General features: G+C 63.3%; 11 protein-coding genes. 6 read left to right on the forward strand and 5 right to left on the reverse strand.

All coding sequences use genetic code 11. The features are described from left to right. Positions 1-79: 79 nt before the first annotated feature. The 3 genes from AC06E7_RS10385 to AC06E7_RS10395 all read right to left on the reverse strand — a co-directional run bounded on the left by AC06E7_RS10385 (position 80) and on the right by AC06E7_RS10395 (position 3,106). Complete coding sequence (locus tag AC06E7_RS10385; RefSeq protein WP_478064509.1) at positions 80-1,399, reverse strand: sensor domain-containing diguanylate cyclase; 1,320 nt, start codon at positions 1,397-1,399, stop codon at positions 80-82. Continuing rightward, the gene (locus AC06E7_RS10390) at positions 1,396-2,202 is read right to left on the reverse strand and encodes an alpha/beta fold hydrolase (protein ID WP_478064511.1); all 807 of its coding nucleotides are present in this window, start codon (positions 2,200-2,202) and stop codon (positions 1,396-1,398) included. The genes AC06E7_RS10385 and AC06E7_RS10390 overlap by 4 nt, the downstream gene beginning before the upstream one ends. 139 nt (positions 2,203-2,341) lie before the next feature. Beyond that, positions 2,342-3,106 carry an EAL domain-containing protein gene (locus tag AC06E7_RS10395; RefSeq protein ID WP_478064512.1) on the reverse strand — a complete coding sequence of 255 codons (765 nt, stop codon included), beginning with the start codon at positions 3,104-3,106 and terminating at the stop codon, positions 2,342-2,344. A gap of 511 nt (positions 3,107-3,617) precedes the next feature. Here AC06E7_RS10395 and AC06E7_RS10400 point away from each other — a divergent pair. Together AC06E7_RS10400 and AC06E7_RS10405 are read left to right on the forward strand one after the other, a co-directional pair. Then, complete coding sequence (locus tag AC06E7_RS10400) at positions 3,618-5,333, forward strand: hypothetical protein (protein ID WP_478064514.1); 1,716 nt, start codon at positions 3,618-3,620, stop codon at positions 5,331-5,333. Between the two features lie 101 nt (positions 5,334-5,434). Then, a complete protein-coding gene (locus tag AC06E7_RS10405) occupies positions 5,435-6,439 on the forward strand; it encodes a 2-hydroxyacid dehydrogenase (RefSeq protein WP_478064515.1) in 1,005 nt (334 codons plus the stop codon). A gap of 15 nt (positions 6,440-6,454) precedes the next feature. On the opposite strand, the gene AC06E7_RS10410 is transcribed toward AC06E7_RS10405, so the two are convergent. Both AC06E7_RS10410 and AC06E7_RS10415 read right to left on the reverse strand, forming a co-directional pair. Further along, a complete protein-coding gene (locus AC06E7_RS10410; protein WP_449324924.1) occupies positions 6,455-6,961 on the reverse strand; it encodes a hypothetical protein in 507 nt (168 codons plus the stop codon). Positions 6,962-7,041: 80 nt separating this feature from the next. Further along, positions 7,042-7,374: a SymE family type I addiction module toxin gene (locus AC06E7_RS10415; protein ID WP_179197313.1), complete on the reverse strand. Its 333-nt coding sequence runs from the start codon at positions 7,372-7,374 to the stop codon at positions 7,042-7,044. 891 nt (positions 7,375-8,265) lie between these two features. Between AC06E7_RS10415 and cyoA the strand changes: the two genes are divergently transcribed. Genes cyoA through cyoD form a run of 4 tightly spaced genes read left to right on the forward strand, consistent with a single transcriptional unit; the run spans position 8,266 to position 12,300 of the window. Next, positions 8,266-9,309 carry a ubiquinol oxidase subunit II gene (cyoA, locus tag AC06E7_RS10420; protein WP_478064517.1) on the forward strand — a complete coding sequence of 348 codons (1,044 nt, stop codon included), beginning with the start codon at positions 8,266-8,268 and terminating at the stop codon, positions 9,307-9,309. 2 nt (positions 9,310-9,311) lie between these two features. Beyond that, positions 9,312-11,315: a cytochrome o ubiquinol oxidase subunit I gene (gene cyoB / locus AC06E7_RS10425; RefSeq protein ID WP_478064519.1), complete on the forward strand. Its 2,004-nt coding sequence runs from the start codon at positions 9,312-9,314 to the stop codon at positions 11,313-11,315. Beyond that, positions 11,312-11,953, forward strand: coding sequence for a cytochrome o ubiquinol oxidase subunit III (gene cyoC, locus AC06E7_RS10430; protein ID WP_068850257.1), 642 nt, complete (start codon positions 11,312-11,314; stop codon positions 11,951-11,953). Before cyoB ends, cyoC begins: the two co-directional genes overlap by 4 nt. Beyond that, positions 11,953-12,300: a cytochrome o ubiquinol oxidase subunit IV gene (cyoD, locus tag AC06E7_RS10435; protein ID WP_478064522.1), complete on the forward strand. Its 348-nt coding sequence runs from the start codon at positions 11,953-11,955 to the stop codon at positions 12,298-12,300. Before cyoC ends, cyoD begins: the two co-directional genes overlap by 1 nt. The last annotated feature ends 217 nt before the right edge of the window (positions 12,301-12,517 follow it).

Below are 12,517 nucleotides of genomic sequence, written 5' to 3' on the forward strand. Positions count from 1 at the left end.
GATCCAGCAGTGGGGGCAGATGGAGGGCCTTCAATGGCCGGTCGGAGTAAATCTATCCAACAACTGCATCAACGAGCGATTAATCCTGTTCCGCCGCCATGCTGACCCGGTTACGCCCGCCCGCCTTGGCCCGGTAAAGCGCCTCATCCGCGCGCGCGATCAATTCGGCCAGCAGCGGCTGGTCACTGCCCGGCAGCGCCTCACCCAGCGCGGCCCCGATGCTCACCGTCACATTGATGCGCGCATCGCCAACATCAATCGGCGTGGCGGCCACGGCCTGACGCATCCGTTCGGCCACCGCCGGCGCGTCCTCGACGGCAGGGGCCGCCAGCAGCGCGACAAACTCCTCGCCGCCAAAGCGCGCGAACAGGTCGCGCTCGCGCAGCGCCTCCCGGCAGCGCTTTGCTACTTCCTTCAGCACTTCATCGCCCGCAGGATGACCGTGGCTGTCGTTGATTTTCTTGAAATGATCGACGTCGACCATCAGCACGGCCACCGAATGACCGGTGGCTTGGCGCGCGGCGATGATCTGGGCCGAGCGCTCCTCAAAGTGGCGCCGGTTGGGAATGCCGGTCAACGGGTCGGAGGCGGCCAGGCGGCGCAGCTCGGCGGCCATTAAAAGTTCGGCGGTCACGTCGGTGAACAGCCAGATGCGGCCGTATTCGCCGTTCCCACGTACGGGATGGGTATCCACCTCGATCGTGCGTTCGCCCAGCGCCCAGTTCAAGGTGGAAGCAAAACTGACATTACCCACCTGCGCGCCGTACGCCTGCTCAAGCTCGGCGTGGTTGTCGCGCCGCTGTCGAAGGCTACGCATGGGTTCGGCGAGGTCGCGCGCGCGGTGGTTACCGGGCGGGCAGCCCAGCAGGTCGGCGGCACGCTCGTTGATCACCGCGCTCACGCCGTCGCCTTCCATCAGCACGATCCCGGCGGGCACGCTCTCGACCAGATCGATGAACTGGTTCTGCACCGTCACTTCGCGCAGCTTCTCGCGCCGGGCAGACAGCAGCCGGGCCACGCTCGTGGCCAGCAGCGGAACCTGTGGGGTCAGAGCGATGGCTGCTGGTTCGCCTTTCCACAGCACCAGCAGGCCGCTCAGCGGTGCGCCGAGGGACGGCGCGGGCACGAACAGCAGTCGCGCCGGTGGACCGTTCAATCCATGCAGCAGGGCCGTGGGCAGGCGGAATCCGGCGGCAGCCACGAGTTCCCCCGACCAGCCGTGCTCCAGGATGCCGCTACGGGCCAGGCTGAATCCGGAAAAAGGCATGGCCGGGAATGAAGCGGCCCAGCCCGCCCAGCCATTGGCTTCAATCTCCACCGCCATGACCAGGTCCGCACCGGAAGCGAGCTGGGCGAAGTGGCACAGGCCGGCGAGGGCGTCGCTGTCGGCAGTGCTCATGCCACGTTGCCCGCCAGGCGGCGCTCAAGGATGCGGACGACTTCATCGGGGGCGGTCATGTGCGGAAGATGCCCCTCGGCATCGATGATATCCAGCGTGGCGGTCGGAATGGCCGCTTCCAGCCAATGACCGACCTGCACCGGTACGGCCATGTCGACCGCGGTCTGGATCACGTGCACAGGTCGGGTCAGCTGCGCGGCCAGCGATCGCATATCGGAATTGAAGATCGTGCGCGAGGTATTGAGCGCGATGTCCGGGCGCATCTGGAACAGCGTGCGTGAGAAGTCGGCCACCACCTCCCCGTTGTCCACGCCCACCACCATCGGCGCGAACCCGGCCACCCAGGCCTGGTAGTTGGCGCTCATGCTGTCGAACAGGTTTTCCAGATCCGCTGCCTGGAAGCCGCCGGTGTAGCCGGTGTCATCCAGGTAACGCGGCGAGGCCCCCACGGTGACCAGCCGGTCGAACAGTTCCGGGCGGGCCACCGCGGCCACCGCACCGATCATGCCGCTCATGGAGTGGCCGACATACACGCAGTCGCGTAGCGCCAGGTCGTCCATGAACTCCAGCAGGTCGTCGGCATAGCCGAACAACGAACCGTGCCGGTCGAAATCGTAGGTGTCCGCGCCGTTGGGTCCGCAACCGGCGAGGTCGAACGACACTACGTCGTAGCGCGCCTCGAACCACGGGAGCAGGGCGCTCCAGGCCGTCTGGTCGGTTCCGAAGCCATGGGCAAGGATGGCGACCTGACTGCCCTTGCCGCTACGGCGGCCGTTGAATCTTTCAAAGCTGTTCACGCACATCCAGTCATGGGCATTCGGCAGCTGCCGATACTAGGCCAGGCTGGCATGCGGGTCCATGACACATCGGCGCGTGCCTGGGTTTCGAGCGGCCGCTGTTAACCTCGGCGTCAGGGCCGCAGTCCGAGCGCGAACCGCCCCGTCAAGCGCCCCAGGGAATGTCGGCCTCGCCGGCGGCCTGCTCGAAGCGTGGGCGGCCGAACCAGTAGCCCTGCATCAGGCGGATGCCGAGATCGGACAGGCATCGCGCCTCATCCGCGGTTTCGATTCCTTCTGCGATCACCTCGATATCCAGCGCGTCGCACATGGAGATCACCCCGGCCACGATGGCGCGTCGTGACCGGCTATGGTCGATGCCCCGGATCAACGCCATGTCCAGCTTGACGATATCCGGGTGGAAATCGGCCAACAGGTTGAGGCCGGCAAAGCCAGCGCCGAAATCATCAATCGCCGTCTTGAAGCCGATACGTTTGTACTCGCTCAGGATCTCGGCCAGCCATTTGCCGTCGCTGACCTGCTCGCCCTCCACCGTCTCAAAGATGATCCGCTCCACCGGAAAGCCATACCGCTCGGCCGCCTGCAGGGTGGAGCGAATGCATACTTCCGGCCGATAGATGGCATTGGGCAGGAAATTGATCGAAAGACAGGACGGCAGCTGCAACCCGGCCGCGATCCGGATGGCCTTCTCACGGCACGCCTGGTCGAACGAATACCGGTTCTCGGCGGTCACGCGCGACAGCACCGTGTCGGCAGATTCGTCCGTTGGACCGCGTACCAGCGCTTCGTGCGCGACCACCTCGCGCGCTTGTATGTCGACGATGGGCTGGAACGCGTAGCTGAAGTCGAACGGCAGCGGCTCCGCATCGCGGCACAAGGCACATCCGGCACGCGTAGGGGGAGAGGGCATGCAGTGGGGTCCGTCTTCAGGTCAGGCAGGAAGCTTAGCCGATGCCTGATCAGGGGCATGTGGATGCCGCGCCGTTGGCACCTGCCCTTCAAGCCGGATCCTCAGCCCCTTGGCGGTAGTTCGCGCTTCCACCAGTCTCGACGTCCTTTCCCGGTGCGACGCGCACGCTCCCTGCGCTCGGCCTCCCGTTGCTCAAGGGGGGAGCGCTGGTCCGGCCCCATGAACAGGTGGCCAAACATCTCCGGGCGCTCGGCGCGGCGGTTCGATGGTTCGTTGGGGGTGCTGTGGTCGTGAACTGTGCTCATGGCGCAGATCGTAGTGTCGGCCAGAGTCACAGGTTGAGACGCGCGGTGGCCATATGTCCCTCGCGCGCGGCTGACGCGGCCGCATCTCGCGATGCAATACGGCCGTTAAGTAAAAATACCGGCCGACCGACCGTGCCTTTGCTGAGGCGCCATCGGTTGGCCCGGTGGAAGCTGACATTCGTCAAGGCCAGTAGAGGAAGCCGCAGATGGCGACCAGGATGTGGGACGCGGCTCCGGCTGTCGGTCTGGGTTTGATCCTCGCGCTGCTTCTTCCGGCATGCAACCGCGAGACCACGAGCACAACTCCCACCCCAGCACCTGCGGCTGCCCGCCCCGCGGAGCCGCCTGCAGCAACACCACCCAACATGCCGCCACCGAACCCGTGGCTGGCGGAGAGCGTCTACCCGACCTCCCACTTCAATCCAGCGGCAACCGATTCAGTGCTGATCGCAGGGCCCGTCGGCAGCAGGAACCTGACTGCGGCGGACGTAGCGACCGTGCCCACGCTGATCACCTCCAATCCCACCATGAAGCGGGTGGGCGGGGAGGTGATCGCCTTTGCCAGCGGTGCGGTGGGTGTGCAGAAGATCCGCGTGACCGGTGACGCGTTCGAGGCGGTGGGCGGACTCTTGCCTTACCCCGGCTTTGAAAAATCCGCCGCGATGGCTACGCCCACTGCGCTGGATGCCGCACTGACCCAGCTGGACGCCGCCTACCGGGCCAAGGACGAGACGAAGATTCTGGATGCGCTGAAGGGGCTGGGTTCCGCCGGCCTCAACATGGAAAGCGGCATCAACGGGGTGTACAACCTGTTTGATCGCGACGGCAATCACTACTGCGTGTACGGTGGCACCCACGTGCTCAAGACAACCGATGGCAACGTAGTCGGTGACCCGCCGCGGATCGTAAAGACGGCCGACGTAGCCAAGGGCCTGCCGGCAGACGTCGCCAGGTCGGTTACCCGCATCATCGGCCTGAACATGACCTACGACGGCTTCCTGGCGGCAGCCGCGCCGGGAGCGTTGATCATCCTGGACCGGGATCTGAACGTGAAGGCGTCAGTGACCTTCAATGGCGAGGCCGTCGACAACAGCATCGTGATCGATGAGAACAATGGCATCTACGTGGTCACCGAGAAGCACATGAACAAGGTGATCTGGAATGGGACCACATTGTCCACCGACGAAAAGGACGGCGCCTGGTCGTCCGCCTACGATTCCATGCCCGGCGAAAAGGCCTTGGCGATGGGTGCGATCTCGCGCGGCTCGGGCACCACCCCGACATTGATGGGATTCGGCAGCGACCCGGACAAACTGATCGTGATTGCCGATGCGGCTGAAACCGGCAGCAACGCAGTGGCGTTCTGGCGCGACGCGATTCCGGCAGGCTTCCAGCAAAAGCCGGGCACCCAGTCCAACCGTATCGCCGACCAGATCCGCATCGATATCAGCCAGATGACCATCGAGCCCTCACCCAATGTGTTGGGATACGGCGTCGCATTCCTCAACAGTACGTATCCCAAACCGCTTCCGGCGGGTCCGGGCAATGCGTTCACCGGCGGGATCACCCGGCCGGCGCCGATTGGCATACAGAAGTTCAACTGGAACCCGGACAAGGACGCGTTCGAGAAGGCCTGGATCAACCATGAGGTCGACAACACCGACATCATGGTGCCGGTGGTCTCGGCCGCAACCGGGCTGCTGTACGCCGCGCACAAGGACAAGGGCGTCTACCAGTATGTCGGCCTGGATTGGTCAACGGGCGAGATCAAGTCGCGCTGGGTTTTCCCGGACGACAGCCGTCGTTGGAACGCCTTGGGCGGCATCACCACGGTCATGGATAACGGTGACCTGATGATCGGCGGGGTATTTGCCGTCAAGCGGCTCAAGATCGGCGGTGGTGGCACGACGGCGCGGCCGTAGCGGCCGTCAGCAGACGCTTGCGCCAGACCGGTTGCATGGGAGTTTCTATCCTGTGCGGGGTTCTGGTCTACTGGGCATCACGCTTGCCCAAGGTTACCCCCATGAAAACCGCCGTGTTCAGCGCCCGCCCGTACGACCGCCGTTTCCTCGATGAAGCGAATGCGCGCGACCACGCGGGACAGGGATTTGAGCTGGCCTATTTCGATGCGGCGCTGGACGCCACGACCACCGGCCTGGCCCAGGGTTTCGATGCAGTCTGCGTGTTCGTCAACGACCGCCTGGACGCGCCCGTGCTGCAGGCCCTGCATGGGCTGGGGGTGCGGGCGATCCTGCTGCGCTGCGCGGGGTTCAACAACGTGGATCTGGTGGCTGCCGCGGAACTGGGGCTGTTGGTGGCCCGGGTGCCGGCGTACTCGCCCGAGGCCGTGGCCGAGCATGCGCTGGCGCTGGTCATGACCCTCAACCGGCAGACCCACCGCGCCTACAACCGGGTGCGCGAGGGCAACTTCATGCTGGATGGGCTGCTGGGGCGCACCCTGCACGGCAAGACCGTGGGTATCGTGGGCACCGGCAAGATCGGGCTGGCGACGGCGCGCATTTTCAACGGGATGGGGTGCACCGTGCTGGGCAACGATCCTTACCCGTCGCCAGACTTCTCGGCGGTGGGCCACTACGTGGCGCTGGAGGAACTGCTGGCCCGCTCGGACATCGTGTCGCTGCATTGCCCGCTTACGCCGCAGACCCATCACCTGATCAACGAGGAATCGCTGGGGTTGATGAAGCCCGGCGCGATGCTGGTCAATACCTCGCGCGGCGCGCTGGTCAACACCGATGCGGTGGTGCGCGCGCTGAAGTCGCGGCATCTCGGCCACCTGGCCATTGATGTGTATGAGCAGGAAAGCGCGCTGTTCTTCCAGGATCTGTCTGGCGAGATCATCGACGATGATCTCTTCCAGCGCCTGATGACCTTCCCGAATGTGCTGGTTACCGGGCACCAGGGCTTCTTTACGGTTGAAGCCCTACAGGAGATCTGCAGCATCACCCTGCGCAACCTGTGCGATTTCGCCAGTGGGGCGGAATGCCAGAACAGGGTGGTTGCTGCCTAGCCTGGGCCGCAGGGCTCAGGCCAGCTTGTCGGGACAGGTTGCAACCATCGTCGCGCTGTTCTGCACCGGGACCCAGGAGCGTGAACTGCCGTTTCGCTTGGTTTCCATGTACTTCTCTGTCACCTGGTAGACACGGAGGTAGCCACTGCTCTTTCCGCACCACTGGCTTACCCGGGTCGATCCCGGCTGCCACGGAGCATCCGTGGTTTTCGCAATCACGCTCGATCCGCCTGCATCGAGCGGGTAGGAGAACTGCTCGATCAGGCCGGAAATGCCCGGCTGTTTGATGGCGTCCAGATACTGGATGCCTGCGGCACGTGCCTCGGTGGATTCCGAGGCGGCCATTGTCTGGAAGGTCGTGGTGAGTCGCTCGACAAACGACGCCTTGTCGACGTCCGTTGAAATCTGCGTTACTGCGAGCGAGGTCTGTTCAACCGGTGCGGCGGCCGTGGCCGCCTGCGGAATCGAGGTCAGCAGAATCGTTCCAATCAAAAGCGAACCGCCAATCAACATTACGTTCATTGAGACTTCCTGGTGTCTGGACGCGGGAACGGCAGCTCGGACGCTAGGTCAGTATCTGGTGGCTGTCAATTCGTCCCAGGTTACCGATCTTCCACTTCGACATAGCGCACGACGGGCTTCTCGACATTCTCGCGGACGGGCGGATCGTCATTCCACAGCGGGCGCAGGAGAATCTGCCCGGGAGTGGCTTCGATTCTTACGTGCACGCCTACCTCGAACCCGAACTTGCGCAGCCAGGCGCCGCGCAGGGTCACCAAGGGGAGCGGGCCGAAGTGATCGCGGTCCTGTTCGCCGATCTGGGGCACGGCGCGCACGTTGTGGTAGTAGCTGGGGGAATAGCTGGGTGCGCAGCGGGGTAGCAGCAGGACGACTTCTTCTTCGTCTTCGGGCCACTGGACGGGTTTGGGTTTCATCTTCGCTCCTCCAACAGGGAATGGCCCTCGCCGGTGAGGGCGAGGGCGTCGGGAGGTCAAAACCGTGCAAGCCAGACGGCGGGTGTATTCCCCCGTGAGGGGTCTTGTATTAGCCACCCTCCCGACATGGGACATCCATAATTTTGGCTCACCGGAGTTTTGAGCTCCGGGGAGAACCTTGCCCGCGGTCGACGAAGAAGCGAAATCGTTTGTGTCTGTTGGGTTTGCGATTTCAGTAGGCTGTATCTACTGGTTGTCGGGTGTGGCACGGAATTACGGGAATTGCGGCGTTTGTGTGTGAGCCAAGGCACAAAAATTATTTTTCGCCGATGTGCATCATTTGGTTTGGAGGGTGGTTCGTGGCGTCGTAATCGGTCCGGTGGGCGCGGAGTGGCGGGTGGGGCGGGGGAGATCAAGAGCGGTTTTGATCAGGTTTCATGCGTTACCGGGTGTGGGTGGTGCATGGGCGGTCGTTTGGGAACCGACCCTACGGCGCCAGGCGGCCCGGTGTCCTACGGCCATGTGCCCGGCCCGACTGTCCGGTGTTCATTCGGGGTGTGTCCGCGTGCGCGCGTGAGGGCGGGTTCGTTGGGTCGGGCGGCCGCGCAGGGCCACTTGCACCGATCGCTGCCGTGAACGATTCATGTCTATACATGTCGCTCCGGCTGTGCTGATCCGGGCGGTCTGCGCGCAGTGCGACAACGTGTCGCAGCCGTTTTCGGGCCTTTCCTGCGTCAGATCATTGTCAATGCCTTTCTTAAATGGTGCGTGACGGCATAAAATTAGGGGGCTGACATGAACGTCCTCCGTGCCGCCCCTTGGGAGCGGTACACCCGGCTTGGCCGGAGGGGCGCGCTTGAGAAGGCATTCCCTACGCAATTGGATCGACCGATGATTCCGTTGAAATCCCTTGGGCGCTGGCTGCGCCCGGGCCTGCTGTTCGCGTTGTCCGTGTTCATGACGGGCTGCAGCTCGGCCATTCTGGCCCCGAAGGGCCAGGTCGGCCACGACCAGAAGACCCTTCTGATCACGGCCACCGTGCTGATGCTGCTGGTCGTCGTGCCGGTCATCATCATGACCCTCGCCTTCGCCTGGAAGTACCGTGCCTCCAACACCAAGGCCCGTTACGAGCCGAAGTGGTCGCACTCCACCGCGATCGAAGTGGTTGTCTGGTCGATCCCCTGCATGATCGTGCTGGTGCTGGCCGTGCTGACCTGGCGTTCGTCGCACTCGCTGGATCCGTACCGTCCGCTGGACTCGCAGACCAAGCCGGTGGTGATTGAAGCCATTTCGCTGGACTGGAAGTGGTTGTTCATCTACCCGGAAGAGAACATCGCGACGGTCAACGAAATCACCTTCCCGGTGAACACCCCGCTGAACTTCAAGATCACGTCCGATTCGGTGATGAATGCCTTCTTCATCCCGCACCTGGGCAGCATGATCTACTCGATGACCGGCATGGAGACCAAGCTCCATCTGATCGCCAACGAGACCGGCACCTTCCCGGGCATGTCCTCGCACTACAGCGGCGCGGGCTTCAGCAAGATGCATTTCGACGCCAACTCGGTGACCGAAGTCGAATACCAGGCATGGCTGGCCAAGGTGCGTGCGCAGAGCACCCCGATGGACCAGGCCGCCTTTGGCGCGCTGGTGGCCGAGAAGAACCACGACTGGCACCCGGTGACCTACTTCGGTACCACCGAAGCCGGTCTGTTCGACTGGGTCGTTGCCCGCCACATGGGTGACAACCAGCACTACGGCATGGACCACAAGGCCATGGATCACAAGGGCATGTCGCACGGCGCTGCGGGCGAAAGCCACGAAGGCCACGAGATGCTGGCCGGTGCCCATGACATGCCGGCCGACCATGCCGAACACACTGCAGACGAGCACGCCGCCGCCGGTCACGCCGGCCACGCAGGCTCGGGAGAATAAGCATGAATCCGTTGGGCAAACTGACATTCGCTGACATCCCGCACGACCCGATCATCATCTCCACGCTGGTTGGCGCGGGGATCGGTGGCCTGCTCGTGCTGGCCCTGATCACCAAGTTCAAGCTGTGGGGCTATCTCTGGAAAGAGTGGTTCACCTCGGTTGACCACAAGAAGATCGGCGCGATGTACCTCATCGTCGCCTTCGTCATGCTGCTGCGCGGCTTTGCCGACGCCATCATGATGCGTACCCAGCAGGCCATCGCCGCCAACGGCGCCGAAGGCTTCCTGCCGCCGCACCACTACGACCAGATCTTCACCGCCCACGGCGTGATCATGATCTTCTTCGTGGCGATGCCGCTGATCACCGGCCTCATGAACGTGGTGGTGCCGCTGCAGATCGGCGCACGCGACGTGGCCTTCCCGTTCGTCAACTCGCTCAGCTTCTGGCTGTTCGTGGCGGGCGCGGGCCTGGTGATGATCTCGCTGGGCGTGGGTGAATTCGCGCAGACCGGCTGGCTGGCCTTCCCGCCGTTGTCGGGCAAGGAGTTCAGTCCAGGGGTAGGTGTGGATTACTACATCTGGGGCCTGCAGGTAGCAGGTCTAGGCACGACACTGAGCGGTATCAACTTCTTCATTACCATCTTGAAGATGCGTACCCCGGGCATGAAGCTGATGCACATGCCGGTGTTCACCTGGACCGCGCTGGTCACCAACGTGCTGATCATCGCCGCCTTCCCGGTGCTGACCGTCACCCTGGTGCTGCTGACCCTGGACCGTTACCTGGGCACGCACTTCTTCACCAATGACGGTGGCGGCAACGCCATGCTGTACATCAACCTGATCTGGATCTGGGGCCACCCGGAAGTCTATATCCTGGTGCTGCCGGCCTTCGGCGTGTTCTCCGAAGTGATCGCCACGTTCTCGCGCAAGGCGCTGTTCGGCTACAAGGGCATGGTGTACGCCACGGCCTGCATCGGCGTGCTGTCGTTCATCGTGTGGCTGCACCACTTCTTCACCATGGGTTCGGGTGCCAACGTCAATGCCTTCTTCGGCATCACGACGATGATCATCTCCATTCCCACCGGCGTGAAGATCTTCAACTGGCTGTTCACCATGTTCCGCGGCCGCGTGCAGTTCACCAGCCCGGTGCTGTGGACGATCGGCTTCATGGTCACCTTCACCATCGGCGGCATGACCGGCGTGATGCTGGCGATCCCGGCCATCGACTTCGTGCTGCACAACAGCCTGTTCCTGATCGCCCACTTCCATAACGTCATCATCGGCGGCGTGGTGTTCGGCATGTTCGCCGGTATCACCTACTGGTGGCCGAAGATGTTCGGCTTCCGCCTCAACGAGGCCTGGGGCAAGCGCGCGTTCTGGTGCTGGTTCATCGGCTTCTATGTGGCCTTCATGCCGCTGTACATCCTGGGCTTCATGGGCATGACCCGCCGCATGCAGAGCTACCCGAACCCGGAATACCAGCCGCTGCTGGTCATTGCGATGGTCGGTGCGTTCATCATCGGCGCCGGCATCCTGTGCCAGATCATCCAGGTGGCCGTGTCCATCCGCGACCGCAAGAAGACCGCCGACCTGACCGGCGATCCGTGGGATGCCCGTACGCTGGAGTGGGAAACCTCTTCGCCGCCGTCGTTCTACAACTTCGGTTCGCTGCCCAAGGTCACCGAGCTGGACGACTTCTGGGAACGCAAGCAGCGTGGTGAGGCGTGGGAACGCCCGGCCAAGTACACCGACATCCACATGCCGCGCAACACCGGTACCGGTGTGGTGATTGGTGCCTTCAGCCTGGTCTTCGGTTTCGCGATGATCTGGCACATCTGGTGGCTGGCCATCGTTGGCCTGGTCGGCATGATCGGCACCTTCATCTGGCGCACCTTCGACAAGGACGTGGATTACTACGTACCGGCTGCCGAAGTGGAGCGGATCGAAAATGAGCACCGCCGTCACCTGCAGGCGCAGGGTCTGGTGAAATCGGAGTTGCAGGCATGAGCAGCACTATCGCCAACAACGTGAACCACGGGCACGCCGCACACGCGGCGGCCCATGGCCATGATGACCACGAACACCACGACACCGGCGAGAACACCGTCTTCGGTTTCTGGGTGTACCTGATGAGCGACTGCCTCATCTTCGCCAGCCTGTTCGCGACCTACATCGTGCTGGCCGGCGGCACCAACGGTGGCCCGGGTCCGAAGGACCTGTTCGACCTGACCTTCGTCGCGTGGGAAACCACGCTGCTGCTGGTGTCCTCGCTGACCTTCGGCCTGGGCATGATTGCGCTGCACAAGCACAAGGTTGGCCAGATGTACCTGTGGCTGGGCCTGACCTGGCTGCTGGGCTTCGGCTTCATGGTCATGGAAGTGTGGGAGTTCAACCACCTGATCCATGAGGGCTTCGGTCCGGACCACAGTGCGTTCCTGTCGGCGTTCTTCGCGCTGGTGGGCACCCACGGCCTGCACGTGAGCGCCGGCCTGCTGTGGCTGCTGATCATGTTCATCCAGATCAAGCAGAACGGCCTGACCCCGACCAACAAGACCCGCATGGCGTGCCTGAGCCTGTTCTGGCACTTCCTGGACCTGATCTGGATCGGCGTGTTCTCCGTCGTCTACCTGAAGGGAGCGCTGTAATGGCACATGACACTCACGCACACGACCACGGCCATGGCGCCGCGGGCGAAAGCCACGGCAGCGTCAAGTCGTACCTGATCGGTTTCCTGCTGGCCGCCGTCCTCACCATCATTCCCTTCTGGGCGGTGATGAAGGGTGGCCTGCCGGTCTTCACCACGGGCGTCATCATCGTGGTGGCGGCGATCCTGCAGATCTTCGTGCACCTGATCTTCTTCCTGCACCTGAACCGCTCGTCGGAACAGCGCTGGAACGTCAGCGCGGCGGCCTTCACCGTGGTGGTGATCGGCATCATCGTCGCCGGCACGCTGTGGGTCATGCACAATATGAATGTGCACATGATGCATTGACCCTTCGGGGTTTGGTGCATGCAGAAAGGCCGCCCGGAAGGGCGGCCTTTTTGTTTGCAACCTGCATTCCGGACAACACGCCCTGGACGGTAACGCTGCCCCGGACGGCAACGCTGCCCGGACGATAACGCTGCCCCGGACGGCAACGCCGCCACGGACGGTAGTGCCGACTGTTAGTCGGCAACGCCATGCATGAAGAACGCAGGGGCGGGTCCGC

The organism is Stenotrophomonas sp. Steno-Z4, from assembly GCF_056393145.1.

What these genes read in the sequence shown, in the direction of transcription:
- AC06E7_RS10385 (WP_478064509.1), bottom strand. Translation starts at nt 1,399, where the DNA reads ATGAGCACTGCCGACAGCGACGCCCTCGCCGGCCTGTGCCACTTCGCC.
- AC06E7_RS10390 (WP_478064511.1), bottom strand. Translation starts at nt 2,202, where the DNA reads ATGTGCGTGAACAGCTTTGAAAGATTCAACGGCCGCCGTAGCGGCAAG.
- AC06E7_RS10395 (WP_478064512.1), bottom strand. Translation starts at nt 3,106, where the DNA reads ATGCCCTCTCCCCCTACGCGTGCCGGATGTGCCTTGTGCCGCGATGCG.
- AC06E7_RS10400 (WP_478064514.1), top strand. Translation starts at nt 3,618, where the DNA reads ATGGCGACCAGGATGTGGGACGCGGCTCCGGCTGTCGGTCTGGGTTTG.
- AC06E7_RS10405 (WP_478064515.1), top strand. Translation starts at nt 5,435, where the DNA reads ATGAAAACCGCCGTGTTCAGCGCCCGCCCGTACGACCGCCGTTTCCTC.
- AC06E7_RS10410 (WP_449324924.1), bottom strand. Translation starts at nt 6,961, where the DNA reads ATGAACGTAATGTTGATTGGCGGTTCGCTTTTGATTGGAACGATTCTG.
- AC06E7_RS10415 (WP_179197313.1), bottom strand. Translation starts at nt 7,374, where the DNA reads ATGAAACCCAAACCCGTCCAGTGGCCCGAAGACGAAGAAGAAGTCGTC.
- cyoA (WP_478064517.1), top strand. Translation starts at nt 8,266, where the DNA reads ATGATTCCGTTGAAATCCCTTGGGCGCTGGCTGCGCCCGGGCCTGCTG.
- cyoB (WP_478064519.1), top strand. Translation starts at nt 9,312, where the DNA reads ATGAATCCGTTGGGCAAACTGACATTCGCTGACATCCCGCACGACCCG.
- cyoC (WP_068850257.1), top strand. Translation starts at nt 11,312, where the DNA reads ATGAGCAGCACTATCGCCAACAACGTGAACCACGGGCACGCCGCACAC.
- cyoD (WP_478064522.1), top strand. Translation starts at nt 11,953, where the DNA reads ATGGCACATGACACTCACGCACACGACCACGGCCATGGCGCCGCGGGC.